The sequence below is a fragment of the Streptomyces sp. NPDC032721 genome, assembly GCF_055579625.1.
This window is the reverse complement of sequence record NZ_JBVIMX010000001.1, coordinates 493,504-513,330: the sequence shown is the minus strand read 5'-3', so window position 1 is coordinate 513,330 and position 19,827 is coordinate 493,504. Positions and strand designations below refer to the sequence as shown.

General features: G+C 67.6%; 5 protein-coding genes. All 5 read right to left on the bottom strand.

The genetic code is table 11. The features are described from left to right. Nucleotides 1-503: 503 nt before the first annotated feature. Entirely contained in the window at nucleotides 504-2,840 is a 2,337-nt protein-coding gene (locus ACZ5PB_RS02140; RefSeq protein WP_468686952.1) for a UvrD-helicase domain-containing protein, read from the bottom strand. Further along, nucleotides 2,840-9,664, bottom strand: coding sequence for a DEAD/DEAH box helicase (locus tag ACZ5PB_RS02135; RefSeq protein WP_468686951.1), 6,825 nt, complete (start codon nucleotides 9,662-9,664; stop codon nucleotides 2,840-2,842). Before ACZ5PB_RS02135 ends, ACZ5PB_RS02140 begins: the two co-directional genes overlap by 1 nt. Next, nucleotides 9,661-15,294, bottom strand: a complete 5,634-nt coding sequence (locus tag ACZ5PB_RS02130) for a hypothetical protein (RefSeq protein WP_468686950.1) — start codon at nucleotides 15,292-15,294, stop codon at nucleotides 9,661-9,663. Before ACZ5PB_RS02130 ends, ACZ5PB_RS02135 begins: the two co-directional genes overlap by 4 nt. Then, a complete protein-coding gene (locus ACZ5PB_RS02125) occupies nucleotides 15,291-18,470 on the bottom strand; it encodes an SNF2-related protein (RefSeq protein ID WP_468686948.1) in 3,180 nt (1,059 codons plus the stop codon). The genes ACZ5PB_RS02130 and ACZ5PB_RS02125 overlap by 4 nt, the downstream gene beginning before the upstream one ends. Nucleotides 18,471-18,618: 148 nt before the next feature. Then, the gene (locus ACZ5PB_RS02120; protein ID WP_468686946.1) at nucleotides 18,619-19,824 is read right to left on the bottom strand and encodes a serine/threonine-protein kinase; all 1,206 of its coding nucleotides are present in this window, start codon (nucleotides 19,822-19,824) and stop codon (nucleotides 18,619-18,621) included. Nucleotides 19,825-19,827 lie beyond the last annotated feature (3 nt).

Below are 19,827 nucleotides of genomic sequence, written 5' to 3'. Positions count from 1 at the left end.
TCTGGAGCCCTCGCCGTCACGAGCCGACGAACGCTCGGACGGTGTGGGCGAGATCGGGTGCGCCGCCCGATTTCGGCCCGCACGTCGTGCACCCTGTCGCGCCGCTCTTCACGTTCGAGTGCTGCGGGGAGACCTCGCGTTCGCACCGTGTGCACCGGCAGGGCCAGGGCGCGGACGATTCTGGGTATGGCACCAGCGGTTCCAGCCCGGCGGCATGCATCACGGCCTCCGCCTGGGTGGCCCGCCGATGCCGGATCCCGGCGCCACGGTCGACGGCAATGCACATGCGGCAGGCCGACGTTTTGCCGCTCTTCACGGCCTGGACCACCCTGCTGTACTTCGGAGAGACCTCGCGACCGTGGTCCTGGCACCGGCACAGCCATGGGGTGTTCGACCCTGGGTACGGCTCCTGCGGATCGAGGCCGGCAACCTGCATCACGGCTATTGCCTGGTCAGGATCGATCGCACGCAACGAAAGTGCCCTTTCGGCTCGTCACGGCCCTTCATCGCGGCAGATACGGGCTCGGAGCCCCGTGCCAGCTGATGCGCAGGGTGTCACGGGCGCGGGTCGCCGCGACGAAGAGCAGGGAGCGGGCCTTGCGTTCCTCGCGGAGGTAGCGCTGGGGGTCGGTGTCGCGGTAGCGGTCGATGATGGCGGTGCGGGGGATGACGCCGTCGCGGGCGCCGACGATGGCGAGCTTCTGGTATTCGAGACCTTTGAAGCGGTGCATGGTGCCGACGTGGACCTCGCCTTCGCCCTTGACGCCTTCCTTGGTGAGTTCGGCAGTGGAGATGCCTGCTTGGGTGTTGAGGTAGTACATGACCTGGCTCGCGACGTCGTGGTCGGCGACGCATACGGCGATGTTGCCCCGGGGGTCGCGGCGCGGTTCGTTGTCGCCGGAGGTGATTTCCTTGCGCCAGGCGTGCAGGGCTGTGGCCAGTTGGGCGAGTTCGTCGTCCCAGGAGTCGCAGGCGACGAGTTCGGGGGCGGGGCCGCGGAGTACGGAGCGGTAGCCGTCGAGGGTGTCCGTTCCGTCGTCGAGGTCGTCGTAGGCCGGGGCGCTGCCCTTGGTGTTCACGACCGCCATTGCGCGGGTGAGGATCTCTTGAGTGGTGCGGTAACTCAGGGTGAGACGTGAGGAGTTGCCGCGGATGTTCACGCCGACGGTGCCGAGGGTGACCTGTCGGTCGTAGATGCGTTGGTGGGTGTCGCCGGCGATGAACATGTCGTCGGGGCCGGACGCAACCATGGCGCGGAGCATCTTCCAATGGGCGGCACGGAGGTCCTGGGCCTCGTCGACGACGACGTGGCTGAAGCGGTGGGCGATGTAACGCATTCCGGAGCCGTCGTCCCGGTGGATGAGGTCCTTGCCGCCGACCTCGTCCTTGCGGTCCTGCCGGGACTGGATCTTGTCCGCGCGTGCCATCTCGAAGCGCGCGGCGCGTTCGGTGGCCTGCCCCCAGGTCTCGCGGCCGTCCTTGTCGAGGCGTGCGGCGAACTGTTCCAGGATCTTCCAGATCTGGGCGCGTTCAGGCCGGTTGAGCGCTCGTCCGCGCCCCGCTCGGCGGGCGTCGAAGTAGGCCTTGCGGGTGCCGAGGGACTGGCCGAGGATCACCTGTTCCCACTCCTCGTAGAGGAAATCGGGATCCCACCGCTTCTCTTCGAGCTCGATGAGAAGCCCCTGGAGCATGTCCTTCGCGGAGCGGTCGGGCAGGAGCCGCTTGCCGGAGCCGCTGAGGGGATTCTCGCTGAGTACGCGGGCCGCGAGCTTGTCGACGTGGGCGATTTCGACCCGCGCGAGGAGTTCGGGTTCGAGCAGGGAGGCGAGGCGGGCGCGAAGGTCGACGGTGAGGTTCTTGGTAAAGGTGGTCAGCAGGATCGCTTTGTTGCGGCCCGGGGGAAGCTGTTCGGCCAGGTGCTTGACCCGGTGGAGGGCAACGATGGTCTTGCCGGTCCCAGGGCCGCCGGAGACACGTGCGGGGCCCTTGTAGCGGCGGTTGACGAGCTTGGCCTGGGTGGGGTGGAGGAAGACCTTCCAGGCGCGGAAGTCACCTTCCTCCAGTACCGCACGCAGGTCGTCGTCGATGGTGGTGACGGTGGTGCGTGCCAGCGCCGCACCGAGATCGTGCCGCTCGGAGTCGTCGAGGGCGACCTCGACGGGGGCGGTGATCTCGCGGCGAACCTCGTCGATCGGCATACCGGCCGCGAGCCCGTAGAGGATGTCTTTGGTCAACAACGGTGCGCCGGAGACCAGTTGGTCGAGTTCCGTGCTCCTGGTGACGGCGAGCGCGAGGCCGATGAGCTGTTCGGCGACACCAAGGTCGCGCAGTTCGCTGCTCGAAATCCCAGCCAGAAGCGGCGTCTCGCGCTGTGACTGAGAGCTGGGCTCGGGAGAGGGAACGGGTTCGGGTGCTGGCGGGGTCTGTGCCTCGGGGGACGCTTCAGGGGTCTCGTCAACCGGGGTGAGGGTGACTCCCGCACGCTCCAGGACACTCTGCCCGACCACGGACAGGTCAACGAATTCGATCTCGCCCGTAACGCGGTTGATAGCGACGGAGAGCTCTTCGTAGACGTGTTTGCGGTGGCGTACAGCGACGACCAACCACCGTTCCTGACCCCGCTCGTCGACACCGGCCTTGGCCAGCAGCGCCCGGTAGGACTGGTCAATCTTGGCGCGGAAGACCCGGCCGTCGCCCTTGAGCGGCTTGAGATCGAGGCCGGGGTGATCCGGGTTCTGCCGGAACCGGTGGCAGAAGTCGTAGAACTTGCCCTTGACCGAGCGGTCGAGCTTGTACAGCTCGTGTTCGGCCTTCTCGTAGAGGCTGAGCCGTGCCGTCATCAGGAGGTTGGACCTTCCGTGTCAGGGAGGAGTGTGAGCAGGGTGTCGAGGTGGTCGAGCCAGTCGGCGGCGGTACGTACGGTCCAGCCGGCGGCGGCGTAGGCGTCGTCCCGCTTGCGCTGTTCGTCGCCGTGGTGCGTGTCGTCGGTCGCCGATTCGACGACGACGGCGACCTTGATACCGGGATCGCTCCAGGCGAAGTCGACCGGCCAGGCACGGTCCCCCAGCTCATAGCCAAAGATCGGGGCTCTCTTGCCACGATCCGCGATCTTCTTGGCCAATCGGGTGAGGTCGGAGTCGGGCTCGTCCTCCTCAAGGAGGTCGATGATGTCCTCGTCCCAAGTGGCGTCCCGGAGGAGCCCGGCGACCGCCTTCTCCAGCGACGAGGCCGTATCCGAGGCGGTGTCGCCAGCACCGGCAGTTGCCGGTTTTTCGGCCGCCGCTGTTTCGGGGTGCCGCTGGAGAATCAGCGATTCGAGTTCGCCGTTGCCTCCGCCGATCACCAGGATCTCCACCGGGAAGTCGGCGGCCTGGCTGCTCGCGAGTTGAACGCTGTCGCCTCGGGTGAAGGCCAGGAACTGCAACAGGTTCGACCAGTAGAGCCAGGATCGCCAGCGCAGCTTGTGCTCGTCGGTACCGAGGCTTTCCGGGCGGTCGTCCAGGACGGCGATTGCGCTCCACCCCGGGGTCTGTCCATCGTCCGTGCCGGAGATGTCGACGGTGTAGATCAGGGGCAGTCCGGTCTCGTCCTTGGCGTGCAGGACAAGGAGTTCACCATCGCCCTCCACCGATTCCTGGCCGAGCTTCCCGCCCCGGCCGAGAGTCATAAGAGCCTTGCGTACGGCCTGGCGCGCCTGGGTCCGGTCGGCCTGCTGCGCGAGCGGTTCCGGAGAGCTCATCAGGCCGCCGACGAGCGCCTGGGCACGCCGCCCCCAGGTGGTGCGGGACGGATGACGCAGGTAGGCGAGGAGCGTCTCGATGGGGTTGGTGAACACCGTGCCGGAGAGGTCGGCGCGGGCGCCTCCCATTTCCTCGTACCAGTCCTTGGCCGTATCCTGACCGAGCCGGCGGTAAGGCGGCCACACCGGTTGCGCCTTGGCCTTCTCACCCTTCTCGAAGAGCTCCAGATCGTCCCAGGTGATCTGGAAGACGATGTGTCCGTCCGCCCGCAGTTCGTTGCGCTTGGCACCGTCGGAAGCGATCCGGTTGTTCTCGCGGGACGCGTGGTAGCGGTGTCCGTCGAGGTAGGCCGTGACGTAGCGGCGGGGACCTTCGATGGACTCGAAGGTGAAGTCGGTCCGGGTGTACTCAAGATTGCGCTGGGCCGTCAGCCGCCATTTCGTGGCCCGCGCGCCGCCCGCCGCGCCCGGCCCGGCCCCGGCAAAGCTGAGGTAGCCGCTGTTGGTTCCGCTCTCGCTGAGCGCGGCGTCCTCCTGCTTCTCACTCCACTTACGCAGCGCCGCGAGGAAACGCGCTTCCAGGTCGGACTCGACCTGCTTGTCCAGGCCGATCAGCGCAGTGGTCGCCACCTTCTTGGTGTCCCAGGCGTCGATGAGTTTGCCGTCGGTGTCGCGCAGCGGCTCGCCGTTCTCATCGACGGGGCCGAGGAGGTCACCGAGGATCTCCAGGGCTTCCCGGCGGGATACGAGGTCCTGGTGACGTTCCTCGGTGTGCCGGTGCAGGCAGCGGTGGCAGGCCCGGAGGCCTTCCTCCTGGCAGGGGCACGCAAGGAGCACGGCACGAGCTTTGGTGAGCATGGCCTTGAAGTCGGTGGCGGAGGTGAGGCGGTCCAGGTAGCCGGTCCCGCCGGGCAGCCGGTCGAAGAGCACCAGGAAGTGCCGCTTCTCGCCGGTGGCGTGGTCGGGCATCTTTGCCAGGGTGGTGTCCAGGTGGGCGGGGTCTCCGCCGAACTGCCGGTCGACACCGAGGCGTAGCGCGGCCTTGAAGGAGTAGATCTTCTCGTCGACGAGCACGGTTGCCGCCGGCAGCAGCACCCGGAGCGCTTCGGTCTGCAACTGGTGGGCCAGCAGCACAGGCTGCTGGGGCACACTGGCGGGCTTCTTCCCGCGGCGCAGCGGGCACCACGGCTGGTGGTGCTTGACCTTGGGGTTGCGGGCGGCCGAGGAGTCCAGGGCGTCCGTTTCGTAGTCGAAGACGGGCTTGCCGTCCGCGGTCGCGGCCCCGCACGACGTGCACACGTAGAACGGTGCCATCCGGACTTCATGTCCGGCGAACTCGTCCTCGGACTGCCCGTCGAACCTCATCGGTCCGACGTTGATCCGCCGGATCGTTGCCTTGCGGCAGTAGTCGATGCCGAAGGTCTGCCCGGTGTGCCGCCAGGACGTGCCGGGCTCGATCTCCTCGTCCGGGATGTCCACCGCGTCGATGACGGTGTAGTACCGCTGGTCGCGGTCGTCCTTGTCGTCGCCGATCCGGGCGTCCTCGCGCTTGTCGCGGGAGGTGACCACGCTCGGCTCGATGACCTGGTGCAGGCACGATCCGTCGTCCGCGATCCGCGCGCTGTGGCAGCGCGGGCACGGATCGCGGTCGTCCTGGGCGTTCTCGGTCCGCACATAGCCGCACTCCTGGCAGAACCGCCAGGTGTGCCAGTCCGGTTGGGCCGAGCTGCCGATCTCGATGCCGGTGATCTGGTGCTTGTAGCCGTTGACGTAGAACGTATTGCCCGGGGCGAGCTCGGACAAGGCGTAGCGCCGAGGCCGGTCGTAGGGGCGAAGCTTGGAGTCGAAGCGCTCCTTGCCGGTTTTCGGGTCGGTGCCGTCGGGCCAGTACATCGTCGCGTTGAGGGTGGTGACCGAATCGATGAGTGCGTAGTTCGGGAGCAGCCCGAGGTCGCAGAGCGCTTGATGGGAAGTCACGAGGCCGCGCCTGTGCAGCCGCTTGCCGACTGCCCGGTGCTCGGCTTCGAGTTCGGCTTTGCGCTGGCGCTGTTCGTCCTCGCTGTCGTGGAGCTCGTCGCGGGCCTCGGCGATGAACTTCAGGCGTCGGCGCAAAGCGTCTTCCGCGTGCGCCCAATGCCGCTCGGCTTTCTCCACCTCGCTGCGCAGTTTCCGCCTGGCAAAGGTGCGCAGGTCGTCCCGCGACCGGGCGTTGAGCCCGACAGGGAACAGGTCGAGGAATCCCTTGACCAGGTCCTCGGCATGCGCGAGCGCCGCCTCGACCAGGTCGGTGAGATACCCGGACGGCCCGAAGAGGGCCGGTGCCTGGTGCGGAAGGGCGGGCAGCGGACGGCCGTCGGCACGCAGCAATCGTCCCCGCGCGGCGAGGTCGAGGAGATGGGCAAGGTACTGGCGGCGCAGGATCTCGATGGCTGACAGATGGCTGCCCGGGGGCACGATCTGCCCAGCGATCAACTCACGCGGTTGGTCCAGGTAGTACAGGTCGCGACGGCTGCGGTCCGGGATGGTCAGCAGGAACGCGTTTCCCGTCCGGCGCCCGGCACGACCGACCTGCTGGGCGTAGTTCGCGGCACGCCGGGGCAGAGCCGCGAGGACAACGGCCGACAAGTCACCGATGTCGATACCCATTTCCAGGGTCGGCGTGCAGGACAGCACATTGGGGTCCTTGAACCCGTGGCCCCCCTTGAACGCCGCCTCGACACGCTCCCGTTCCGGGCGGCTCAGCATCCCGGTGTGCTCGGCGGTGATCACCTGGTAGGTGGGGGCGTTGCGGTACAGCCGCCGGTAGTAGTCCTCACGGTAGTTGCGGTCCCGCTGGTGCTTTCCGAGCCCTTCGGGCCGATTCCCGGCCACGAGACGCCCCTTCCGGCAGCGGTACGACGGGCAGTGCTGTCCGTCCCACTGCCCGAGGAGGTCGGGGTGGACGGTCTGCTCCCAGAAGCAGGACGGGCACCGTACGAACGCCTCGTTGACCTCGGCTTCCTTCAACAGCTGTACGTCGATTGCGCCCGGCTTGAGACCGTAGATCCGCAGGCTGCTGTCGGTCGGGGTACGCACCGAGAGCAGCCCCGCCGTCACCAGCTCGGGCAGCAGTCGCGCCCAGAACTCGGCGGCCTGCTCGCGCGGCAGGCCGAGGCTGCGCTGCGCCCACCGCTCGTACCAGGACAGCCGCCCGGTCGCGAAGTCGAACTCGCTCTTCGTCTTAGGCGCGCTGAGCAGAAACACCGGGGCCGCGATCCCCTTGGGGAACGCGCGCATTCCGACGGGTCGCTTGCCCCAGATGAAGTACCGGCTGGTTCCGGCCTCCTTGAGGTACCCCTCCAGCCACCGGTGGCCGATCGCACCACGGGTCCGCAGCCGTTCCAGGAAGATCCGCAGGAACCCGAGGTACGTGGCGTCGTCCTGCTCGATGACAGGCAGTCCGCCGCCTCGCCCGTACGGTTCGGTGTGCGCGGCCTTGATCAGGGCGATCGCCGCCGCAGGGTCCTGGATACGGACGTTGGCAGCGGCGGTTCGGGTGAGCTCCAGGGTGCGGCCCTTACGGGACCGGAAACCGAACTCCATCAGCGCATCGAACGCGAATCGTTCGCCGACCAGCTCCCAGGTCTTACGGTCCCCTCCCCGCCCTTGCCCGGACAGCAGCCGCTTGACGCCCTTGATGTCATGCAGATCGGTGGGAACGACGGCGGCCAGCGTCGCGGGGTCGGTGGTGGCCGCGACGACGTTGGCGATCAGGTCGTGCAGCGCGGTCGGATGCTCCTCCGACAGGTGCCGCCTGAACAGCACCCGCAGGGAGAAGGTGTATGAGCGGCTGGCGACGAATCCGGCCCGGTGCGCGGCATCCTGCACCGAGTCGTTGAACATCAGGGTCTTTTCCTCACCCTGGTCCTTGTCCATCTCCCCACCGGTGAAAAGCTGGGTGATGGAGGCAGCAGCGAGCGCCGCCGCCCCGGTGCCGAGGAAGCGGATCGCGTTGTGCGAACCGCAGGCGGGGCACCAGTCGTCCTCGGCTGCGGTGGTCGCCGTATCGCCCACGTAGACGAGGACGAACGCCGAGTCGGAGCTGGAAAGCCGTGGCAGGCCGGTCTCCTGGTCGAAGTCCTTGACCGGATCGGGAAGCCGCAGCCGCCGCTCCGGCCCGTCCAGGACTCGCAGTTGACCGGCCCCGGAGGATGCGAGCGACGAGCTGTCACGGCGCACACCGCGTCCTGCGTCATCCATCGGGGCCGCGCCCGAACCCTCCTGCGCCTCCTGCTCGGTGGCAGCGATCAGGTTCCGGTTCCGCATCTTGTCCTGGCTGACCGAGGCCTGCCGGATCTTGTGCGTATCGACCTGGATGTCGGCATCATCGGTCTCCGGCGAGAACACTGCCCAACCGGACCGACCGCAGTCCCGGCAGTACACCGCCGGCAGGAACAGATTCGCCGACTGTCCGGCTGTCGCAGTCGTCACCGGAGCGGTCCGCGCCTGCTGATCGGCGTAGTTGTCCGACGTGCCGGCCGAGTCCCACTGGAACTCCGCCTTGGGCCACGGCAGTACGCCCCGTACGACACGGGACACCGACCGGGCCCACTGGTGTACCTCGATCTGCACGAAGGGACGCGGCTTCTCGGGCGTGGAGGCCGGATCGCGCGCCACCGACAGCAAGGCCACAAACCGGGCAAGGGCGGAGGCCGCCACCTCCGGATGCAGGGTGATCGCCTGCCCCCAAGTCTGCGCCCCCTTGCGCCACATCAGGTCCAGCACCTCGGGGATGGTCCGCACCTGACCGTCGAGGGAGTGCATCACCGCCGACGTCAGCATGTTGCGCTTCAAGTTGGCACCGAGGACGAACGGGTCGAGGTCCCTGCTCCCCGTCACGGCCTCGGCCAGCGCCGCGAGTTGTTCGTCGCCGAGGGAGGGGTCGGGCAGCGTGGCCAGAACGTCGGGCACCGGGATCGGCAGCAGCGGATCGAAGCCGCTCGGCGGCACGAACTCATCGACGCTCTGCCGCTCTTCCCCGATGATCGACGACTTGTCGAATTCTGTGCCGAAGACCTGGGTCGCCACGTCGAGCAGCTGCTGTACGCCGTCCTCGTCCGTACCGGACGCGAGCGTCGCCGAGGTCGCCACGGGACAGATCTGTCCCAACGGCCGCCCATCCTCCGACGCACCGACGGCCGAAGCGAGCCGCCGCAGCAGCATCGCGACATCCGTGCCCTGCGCACCGTCGTACGTGTGGAACTCGTCCACCACGACATAGCGGATGTCCGCCCCCTCCCACAACGGGGCGTCCTGGGACCGCTGGAGCAGCAGATCGAGCATCTTGTAGTTGGTGATCAAGATGTCGGGCGGCGACAGCCACATGTCGGAGCGGCGCGTGTAGACCTTGTCGTATTGTGTCGCCGCCTTGTCACCAATGTAGAGACCGGCCCGCACCTTGCCGATCGGGCCGTTCTTGCAGAGAAGGTCGTTGATGCGCTGCGCCTGGTCGGTGGCGAGCGCGTTCATCGGGTACAGGAACACGGCTTTGATGCCCGTACGCCCGGCGTTCCGCTCCCGGGCGCAGTGATCGAGTACGGGATAGAGGAAGGACTCCGTCTTGCCCGAACCGGTACCGGTCGTCACCAACGTCGGCCGGGGCGTGCGACCGCCCGCCGACGACAGCCGCTCGAAGGCCTTCGCCTGATGCGCGTACGGAGTCCAGCCGTCGGTCCGCCGCCAGTCCAGATACATCTCCCAGGACACGTCCGCCCCGACGAACGGCGTACGCAGGCGGAGGAACGGCCCGCGGAACATGCCGGAGTTCTCGTCCGCCAGGAACTGATACAGCGCCTGCCGCGCACCCTCGTCGGTGAGGGCGTAGGTGGTGGACAGGTACTGCAGCAGGCTCTCCTTAAGCCCTTCGGCTTCGAGCGTGGGCCTCACGGCTTGGGCACCTCCTGCTTGACCGGGTCCCACTTGCCGGCCTTGACGGCCTCGTCGAGTCGCTGCTGGAAGTGGGCATGGGCTTCGCGCATTTCGGCTTCGCGCTCGGCCTTGTAGAAGGGGGCGGTGTAGCCCTCGGGGACGGGGATGTTCTCAGGGTCTTCCCGGTACTTCAGGAAGTCCTGCCAGTGTTCCTTCTCCTGGCCGTGGCCGAAGGTGTACCGATTCCCGGCGATCTTGCGCTCGGTGGAGTCGAACCAGGTGACAGCGTCGAAGTCCTGCATGATCGGGAAACGGGCCCGGTACATGGTGACGAGCGTGTCGGCGTCGATCCCGAGCCAGACGGCGACGAGCGCGTCGATCTCGACGAGGGCGGCGCGGCGGGCGTACTCGGAGCGGAGAGGGGTGTCGCGCTGCCAGGTGGGGGTTACTGCGTGGAGCTCGGTCTTCATGTGCTTCCAGGGGCGGGCCCAGGGCTCGTAGGCAGCCCAGGTGGGGTCGTAGAGCTCCTGCCAGAGGTCGGCGTAGGCGGTGGTGAGGCAGTTGAGGCGGAGGGTGCGGAGGAGGAGGGCGGGGGCGAGGGGATGGTCTCGCTGTGGAGCAGGGAGGGTTTTCGAGCGAGTCTCGTGGAGGTGGGAAGCGTTGATCGTGCGTAGGAAGTAGTCGAGTGGGATGGACGACCACATGCCGCACACCAGAGCAGTATCGACATTCCGTGCCGCAGCGGCGCTGCGCAGCCCACCGACATGCGCAGGGCCAGGAGAAAGCAATCCGGCATAGAGCGCACGCTCTGTATCCGGAGCAATCTGGTTCCTCCACGCCACCCGATAGAACGTGGTGTATGGCTTCGTTGCTTTCGCGATGAATGCTTCGTCCACCATTTTGTCTGTGACCTCTAGCGGAGGGCATTCCAAGGCTTGGGCAAGTTCAGCCCGTGTCTCCTTGGCCTTCTCCTCGGAGCTCCGCAGCCGCTTCAACTCGCCATGGTCAACCCAGCGTTCCTGCTCACGGCGATAGGTGACCTCGTCCGTAACCCGCCGGTACTCCGACTCCGGCACGGCGTCCGACGCCAGCTCGACATGGTTGAGCCCCAGTACCTCGCCAGCACCCTGGCTGGGTTGCTTGAAGAACGGGTTGGCGACACCGAGTTGGGGCCCTTTGAGGATGACCTCGTCCCAGGAGTCAGCCTGGTAGTCCTCCCGGTCTTTCAGCCCCTTGTTGTAGTCGATGAGCGGTGTGTCCGCGTCCGGCCCGTAGACCGACTTCTTCGCCCCGCTCTCGTCAAAACCACGGGTGATCCGAGCGCCGAGCGCCCCAAGCCGCAGCGGATACGCCGCGAGCGCGTCGATCGCGGGGTCCTCCGCCGTGCTCACCGGTGTCAGCAACCGTGCCCGCTCAACATCGACGTCCTGCTCCCCGGAAAGTCGCTGCCACCTGCCCAGCGTGCGCGGCGTGACCCGGACGACACGGGTCCTGTGCGCCCGCTCGTCCCAGTCACCCTCGTACTTCACACCCGGCGCGTCACCGCTGCCGTCATGTGTGCCCGAATCCCGTAGCGCGTCGACGGAGAACAGCCATGACAGATGCTGGAAGTCAATCTCTCCGTACTCGCCGTAGACGTGCACACCGAAGTGACTGGACCGGCCGACGGGCGGTGGGAAGAAGCGGTTTCCCGCGTTGACGAAGTCGCCGTGCATCCGGAGCCGCCGATACGCTGCCTCCCTGAGCGCGGCTTCCTTGTCCCCGTTGAAGTGAGTGTCCGGGTGTACGAGGCCCGAGCTGCCGGATGCCGCCGCGTGCGCCCACACCTGGCACATGAACGCCCGGTACAGGTCTGGCTGGCTCCCCGCGATCAACGGATACACCTGTGACGCCGCCAGATAGTCCGCTGTCGTGACCGTCGACGTCACCTCGCCGAGCGCATACGCCGCCACCTTGGGCTTCGCCAGCTCCGCCGTCCGCCGCCGGTGCTTCTCCGCCGCAGCAGGCTTCTCCGTCAGCATGAACCACGGCTCGAACTCCGCGATGACGGAGTTCTCCTTCCACTCCGGCCGCACCCACGGCGGATTCCCCACCTGAAGGTCGAACCCGCCGCCCTCGGTGAAGGCCAGCGCGAAGTCCAGTTCCCAGTGCAGAAACCCCTGGTCCTCTGCGATGTCCCGAACCACGCTCATCCAGGGGAAGCGTGCCTCCGGGTCGAGCTGGTCCATGTCCATCTCGGTCTCGTCCTGGATGAGCTGCTCGTACTCGGCGAGGTGCTCCAAGGTGTCCAGGGAACTGCTGAGCGTCCCGTCCGGAATTGGGCCGCGCCCCAGCATGGACTCCAGGAAGTCCAGCCAGTCGTCGAGGTCCTTCAGCGGGACGAGGGGGCGGCGGGCCGCACGGGCCTGCGAAGGCGCCGGCTTCTTCGTCTTGACCGTCGTCTTCGACGGGCCGATCTCCTTCACCTCGCCGCGCGTCACACCGTCCGGCGACTCCTCGACATCCGAAAGGGAGGTCTGTTCACCTCCCAGGTCGAACAGTGTCGTGACCTCCACGAAGCGCGGCGCGCTCGTCGGCATCGGCACCTGCGCGTCGGCATCCGCAGACTTCGTACTCTCCGCTGCCGCCGACGCGTTCATCGCCTCCAGCAACTCGCCGAAGCTGCCCGCCCCTTCACTGCCCACCACCGGTGCGGCGAGATACGCGTCGTCCGTCCCGTCCAGCAGTTCCGCCCGCCCGACCGGCCAGAACCACAGCGCGCACCACGCGTCCATGACCCGCTTGAGCCGCCAGTACGGCGTACCGGCTGCCTCAAAGAGGTCCGCGTAGACCTTCTCCTTCGACATGCGAACGGACCCAGCACCAGCCCCGGCCGCGTCAGCCTCTTCCCATCGCAGAAACCCGAATTCTTCATCCTCCGGGTCCGCGCCCCACACATCGATACTGCGCGCGATCTCCCGCTCCGACAGCTCCATCCGCTTGGCCACCAGCGACCACAGGAACTCCGCCCGCCGAGCGGCATCGCGCAGCCGCGTGTACTGCGAGGCCGCCTCGTCGCCGGTCTTCCGGTCGAGGATGGGCTCGCCGGTCTTCTTGTTGAGCCGCCGCTTCGGAGTCTTGAGGAGCCCCTTCTTCCACTCTCCGAGCGCCTTGACCCCGTCGTCGGCCAGCTGCGCGAGGAGCTTCTTCGCGTCCCCGCTCGCCCCCGTGGCCGCCGCCCACCCGGGCGTCGGCAGCAGGAACTGGTGCACCGCTCCGTCCGGCAACGGCTGCCACGTCTCGCCCGCACGGAACGGCAGCGGGTCCGGTGCGAGCGTGCCCTTCGCGTTCAGCCACGCGGGCTTGCCCTTCCACGGGGACACGTCATTCGCCGCGTACACCGCCCGACGCCCCCCGATCAGCGAGTTACCCCGCCGCAGGTGCAGCCCGAACCACGGAGCCCGCATCCCCGGGTGCATGGTGTTGAGCCACAGCGAGACCTCGGCCAGTTCGACACCTGTGGAGTTCAGGTCCACGCCGTACGCGTTGTGCAGCGCGATGTACGCCTTGACCTTCTGCGTCTCCGTCAACGCGTCAGCCGTCGGGATGGAGACGCCCAACTCCTCCGCCCGACGCTTCAGATATTCCGAGGCGACCTGGTTGATCGCCTCGTTGAGGAAGGCCCCCGACCCCAGCGCGGGCTCACAGATCCGGAACTTCAGCAGCTCCGAGGCGCGGGTCCTGACAGCGTTTCCCTCAGCGTCCCGCACCTGGTCGAGCCGGTGCTTGAGGGCCAGTTCGACAGTGACCTTCGTCAGCGACTCCGGCGTGTAGTACGAGGCGGACGTCTCCCGGTCCCGCCCGGCGAGACGGTAGACGAAGCTGCCCGGCGGGTACTTCCGCGGCCCGCGCAGGCCCTTTGCCGCCTCGCCTTCGTCGTAGTAGACCCAGGTGTTCTCCGGGTATTCCTTGAGGCGCTGCGAAGGCACGAGCCAGGAGCCCTTCGCCGGGTCGCCGCCCTTGGCGACCTCGCACAGCTCCTCCTCGGCGATGATGCCGGTGTACGACATCAACCCCTCGTAGACCTCGCCCAGCTGGTTGATGCCGAGATTGCGGTACGAGATGAAGCCGGCCCGGCCGCCGGCCTTCTCGGCCTTCTTCAGGGTCAGCAGGCGAAGGATCTCGTGCAGCGCACTGTTGCGCAGTCGCAAGTCCAGCCAGGCCGGTGCGGAGTCCTCGTCGCTGCGCGGGTCGCGAGTCTCGGTGCCGATGAGCAGTACGGATGCGCGCTCGAAGAGTTCGCTGCGCAGTGGCTCGAAGCGCAGGCCCCGGTCCTCGCTGCGGTACTTCGCCTTGCGCCTGCGGGTCTCCTCGTCGTCACCCGGCAGCTCGTCGTTCGGCTCGGTGCCGTACGGCCGGTAGCCGTTGTTGACCTTCTTGAAGAGGAGGTCGAGCGAGGAGTGGAGGTGGAAACCGTTGCGGGCGTCCTCCTCGACCAACTGCTCGTCCCGCTGGACGAGTTCGCGCAGTCGGGCCATCGAGTACCCGGCCTCGTAGGAGCCGTCGTCCCCGGGGAGGATGCCCAGTTCCGGGCGGGCCTCGGCGTACAGCAGGAAGAGGATGCGGTAGAGGAAGCGCAGCGACTCGCGGGTGAGCTGGGTGGCGAACGGCAGGTCGGGGCGCTCGATCTCGCGGGGTTCGACGCCCGCTTCGTCGAGGCGGGCCAGGACCTCATTGGCGACGATCTCGACGGACTTCTTCAGCCCTTCGCGGAGTTCGCTGGAGACGCCCACCGCGTTGTCCCGAGAGGCCTTGACCAGGGCGTCGAGTGCCGGACCCTTACCGTCCTCGGCCGGGGTGAGCACGTCATGGCTGAACAGGCCCGCGATGGTGGCAAGTTCGCCGAATTGCCTGCGGTCGTTACGCTCCATCGCCCCGTCGAGATCGGCCGCGAGATAGCGGCCCTCGCCCCAAGCCTGGCGGTCGGCGAGCACGACGACTCCGCCGCACAGAAGCAGCACGAAGCGCGGTGCTGAGCCGCCCTCCTCGCCGATCTCGCTCTGGAACAGCCAGGTGGCGAGCGCCGCTCCGGTCTCGTAGCTCTCGTTGCCGCTGATCCGCATGGGGTGGAGCAGCCGACCGTAACCGTCGGCGTCCAGGGCCGCGTCGTTCTTCGTGGACCAGCCGCAGTCGACGGCCACGATGCCGTCACCGTGCCAGGCCACCTTGACCTCGTGCTCGCGTCCCGCACGGTGCACGGTCAGGGTGCGGCCGGCGTCTGCACTCTCCGTGTCGTCATTCCTGGCAGGAGCGGGGAACCCGAGAGCGCTGAGCACGTGCTGGTGCCAGTCCTGGACGCGTTCCCGCCATTCGGCGTCCTGGTAGGTGTTGAGGCGGGCCTCGAAGGCCGCAGCGTCGGGGTAGGAGTCGTCCTCGTCGTCCGCGTTCGCCTGCTCGGCGAAATAGCCCCGGTACTTCTCGTGGAGATAGATCCCGCGCAGCGCGCGCAGGGTCTCGCGCGGGGTGGGGCGAGTGTCGTGCTCGTCGGTTTCCCGGTTGGTCCAGGTCGCGAAGATGCCCTTCTTGAGGCCGTCGGTGAGCTGCTCGGCGAAGTAGTGCGCGGACAGGTACTCGCCGCGGTTGGCGAAGGCCTTGAAGTCATTGCTCATCGGTCGGTGTTCTCTCCGGCAACAGGTGCGGCAGGCACATCGGCGGGCGTTGCGTCCAGCGGTTCCAGGACGCCGAGGAGGCGCACCATCGGTGCTCCCGAGGTCCGTAGAGACCTGATCAGGGCCTTGCGGCGACTCGCGGTGAGGTTGACGTCCTGCTGGGCCTTGCGGGATCTGTTCGAGGCGGCGAACAGCGCGGCCTGCTTCCACAGCACGACCTGCTTCTCGTACGGCGCGAGAACCTTGTCGATCTGTTGCGCGTACTCGGCCTCGCGCTCGGTGAGGAACCTCGTGGCCACGTCCACGGCTTCCGGTACCAGGTCTTGCAGAGCGTCCCGGTTCACAGGTACGGAACGGCCGGGCATCTTCGGTCCGACCCTGCACGCCGCGAGGAAGGCATCGTCGATCCGGATGACGCGCGGCGAGTCGGGCAGTCCGACCACGGCCATCCACTCGACGACGGTGGGACGGCCGACCGCGTTGGAGTAGATGCCCTGGAGGAAGTAGACCGGGCCCTTCAGGTCTGCGGGAAGCTGCGCATCGAGCTTCTGGGCCGCGTCGAGGTCAGGGGCGTAGGCGAGGACGAACGCCTCGTCGTGCCGGAGGGCGGCCAAGGCCTTGTCGGTCACCCAGTCCAGGACGGGGTGGACGTCCGACACGTAACTCACGTTGGGCCACTGGCTCTCAGTGGTCTCGCGGGCGACCTTCAGACGCTCGGCGGCGAGGCCCTTGTCGAAGGTGAGACGCAGCCGGCCCTCTCTCTTTGCCGAGGGCAGGATGTTCTGGTCCGTCAGGTACGACTTGGGCAGCGCCTTCAGGCGGTGCAGGAGGTCCGGCGGCGGCTCGAAAGCGATCAAGCCATTCTCGTCACGACTCAGTTTGAGCGCGATGTCCGGGCTCAAGGGGAAATAGGTCTGACGCAGAGCCTCGTCGAAGTACGCGGCCGTGCCCGCAGCACCGAACAGGCTCGGCACCGTAGCGCAGGGCACGTCGTCGGTCGGCTTTTTGGCGCCCACGTTGCCCATCAGCTTGCCGAGCATCGCCTTGGCGCCGACCTTGGAGTTCTTGATGGACTGCTCGACCGTCCGCCCCGCGATGAGGTCACGGGTCAGCCGGTCCTCTTCCTCCTTCGCCCGGTACACCCCGGTGACGGACTCCGCCGAGCCCTCGATCCGGTGGGCCTCCTCCTCGCGGGCGAGAAGCTTGGCACCCACCAGACGGTCGTCGAGCATGAGCGGCTCAGCGCCGTCCTCGCCCTTGCGCCACTCCACGTCACTGGTGAGGACCAGCGCCCGGAACTGGGGCTCCTTCTCCTGCCCGTACCGGTCGATACGGCCGTTGCGCTGCTCGATGCGGATCAGCGACCAGGGGAGGTCGTAGTGGATCAGCTGGTTGCACTGCTGGTGGAGGTTGACACCCTCGGAGGCGACATCGCCGGTGAACAGGATGCGCACCGGGTCGGTCCGCAGCCCGAACTTGGAGATGATTTCCTTCTGCTCGTCCTCGGAGGAGGACCCTTCGCCGTACATCACCTGGACCGCGCCGCCGTACGCGAGCCAGGGCTTGTCCTTCAGTACGCTCTCGTCCACCTTGGCGTCGACCTTGAAGCCGAGCCGGGCCGGAACGGTCTCGGCCAGCCACTTCAGGGTGGGGATGCGCTCGGAGAAGACCACGACCCGCACGTCCGACTTCGGGCCGACCTTGATCGCGTCCAGCTCACGGACCAGGGCGTCGAGCTTGGCGGAGTCGTCGTCGCCGATGTCGGCGGCGAGCCGCTCCAGCTCCGCGATGGCCTCGCTCTCCACCTTGCGGGCCGCCTCGCGTGCCGCCGGGTCCTGCCCCTTCCTGACCTTCAGGGGTTTCGCCAGCACGCCGCGTCGGGCCGCGACGGAGGACTGGAACGCCTTGTGCGAGGACAGGAACGACTTGAGTAGGTTGTAGGCGACCATGGTGTCCGCGCACACCGAGTCGGCCTGCGGATCGCGCGGAGTCCACCGTGCAGCGAGCTCTTCCAGGACGGCCCGCTCCTTCGGCCCCGCCTCGGCCTTCACCGGCATGGAGGGGCCCCGGTCCGCCCACTTGACCTTTTCGGATCCGTTCGAGCCCTTGAGGGCATCCCTGACCTCGGGGTCGGTCTTGGTCCGCCGGATGTAGAGGTGGCCGAGATCTTTCACTTCGTACTCGGATGGATTGGCGATCGCCGTCTTGTCGAGCATCCGGATCAGCTCGGCGAAAGACTCCGCCGCACCGTTGTGCGGGGTCGCCGAGGCGAGGATCAGGGCGTCCGTGTGGTCAGCCAGGGCGCGGGCGAGGTCGTTGTTCTTGGTGCCCCGGTTGACCAGGTTGTGCGACTCGTCGATGACGACCGCGTCCCAGTGGGAGTTCTCCAGGTGGTGGGCGTACACATCGCTCTTGAGCGTGTCCACGGAGATGATCGCGCGCTTGAAGTAGGCAAACGGGTTTCGGCCGGCCGGGATCTCCCGCTGGATGCGCTGGATACCCGTGGAGTCCAGGCGTACCAGCGGGATGGAGAAACGGGTCCACAGCTCGCGCTGGAACTGCTCCAGGACGTGCGCCGGGGTGACGACGAGGATGCGCTCGCCACGCCCTCGGCGGATGAGCTCGGCGAGCAGGACGCCGATCTCCAGTGTCTTGCCGAGGCCGACGACATCGGCGATCAGGACCCGCGGTTGCGCGTTCTTCTCGGACAGCGCCAATTCGGCGGGCCGCAGCTGGTGGGTCTGCTGGTCCATGAGGAAGTTGTTGGCCAGGGCGAGACCGTGCTCGGTCTGCGGGAGAGCGGTCTTGCGGATCACCGCCTCCAGGTAGAGGCGCGCCTTGCGGTGGTTCGGGGAGTCGTCCGGGACGAGCCGGGTCTTCTTCGGGTCGAGCGTCTGGATGTCGTCGAGCTTGTCGTAGAAGACGGCGTCACTGCCGCGTACGAAGGAGGAGACCCCGGTGACCTCGACCATCCAGTCGTCGTCGCTCACCGGAGTGACCGTCTTGACCAGCCACTGCTCGTCACGGACCCGGACCTGTGCGCCCGGGGCGTATTTCGCCTTGCGGGTCAGGGCCGGAGCGGCACTCACGGCGTCAGGACCGACACCTTCCGCACCTTCGTCCATGTCCACGGCTTCGAACGCGTCCTGACCGCCGGTCTCCGCAACGCTGGTCACGTACCGCTCCATTTCTTCGTACCGCTACTTCTTAGGTGCTCCGGCCGTGCCCGGAGGGGGGAGGCGTGGCGCCTCGGACGTATGACGTATCTCTACCGCAGCCCACCGACAGTGGCCTGCGTGGTGGAGATACCGGCGCGGACGCCTTCTACAGCGCGGGCTGCATTGCGTACCGCTTCCGCAGGTCCTCGGACACCGCCTGCGAAGCGAGTTTTCGGCCCCGCTTGGGCGGTGCGGCTTTCGCTTCCTCGGCGGGTGTCGGCGGCGTCCCAGTGTCTGTCGGGGCGGCCGGCTCCCCGCTGTCCGCTGCGGCCTCGTCCGGTGTTTCCGCGGTGGGATCGTGGCCCGGCGAGGGCCGGTCGAGAGGGCTGACCTGGCCGTCCTCGTCCGCCTCCGCTGCCTCGCCGGCCGAGGTCGCGAACCGGTCGATGAGATCCCACACAGCGGGGGAAGGGGCGGCCTTCCTCGATGAGCGAGCCAAGTCCTCGGCCGAGGTCGTGGCATGTATCAGGGCGTGCCGGGCTTCCACCGGCGTCAGCGGCACCCCCTGCATGAGCGACACGCACTGCTCGGTGACCTCGTCCAGAGTGGGCCGGTCAGCGGGGGCGTACGCGAGCATCGACTTGATCAGCGGCAGAAGGGGGGCCGGTAGCCCCGTCAGGTCCGGAGGCTGTTCCTGGTCGGCCACCTGGGTCGCGATCCCCAGCCAGTCCGCGCCCTCGTACGGGTAGCGTCCGGTCGCCGCGTACAGCAGTACGGTGCCGAGCCCGTATACGTCGGCGGGCTCCTTCGGCTTGGTGCGTCCCAGCGCTTGCTCCGGGGCCATGCACCGCACCGTCCCGATGATCATGCCGTCCTGCGTGAGATTCGCCTGGTTCGCGTCTACGAAGGCCCCGAGCCCGAAGTCGATCAATATCGGGCCGTACTCGCCGAGCATGACGTTCTGCGGCTTGAGGTCCCGGTGAAGCAGACGCACTCGGTGGACCGCCCCCAAGCCCTCGGCGAGCAGAGCTCCAAGGCTGGCAACCAGCGGAGTGGGAAGCGTTCCCCAGCCCTGGACGTGTTCCTGAACCGTTCGGCCGGGGACGTACTCGACAGCCATCCAGGGCTGCTCGGCGTACGGATCGGCGTCGAGGAACCGCGCCACGCGGTTGGTGCCGACGACCGTACGGGCGATCAGCGCTTCCTTCTCGAAGCGGGCCCGGGTGGCCTGGTCCAGCTTGTCCCGTCGGATCACCTTCACCGCGACCGGGTCCCCGCCGGGCGAGTAGGCCAGATAGACCTCTCCCATGCCCCCCGAGCCCAGCTCGCGCTCGACCGTATAGCGGCCGATTTGCGCGGGCACCTCTGCCATGTG

Bases quoted from the DNA above. Each gene is read 5' to 3' on its own strand.
- ACZ5PB_RS02140 (WP_468686952.1), bottom strand. From the start codon at position 2,840: ATGACGGCACGGCTCAGCCTCTACGAGAAGGCCGAACACGAGCTGTAC.
- ACZ5PB_RS02120 (WP_468686946.1), bottom strand. From the start codon at position 19,824: ATGGCAGAGGTGCCCGCGCAAATCGGCCGCTATACGGTCGAGCGCGAG.
- ACZ5PB_RS02130 (WP_468686950.1), bottom strand. From the start codon at position 15,294: ATGAGCAATGACTTCAAGGCCTTCGCCAACCGCGGCGAGTACCTGTCC.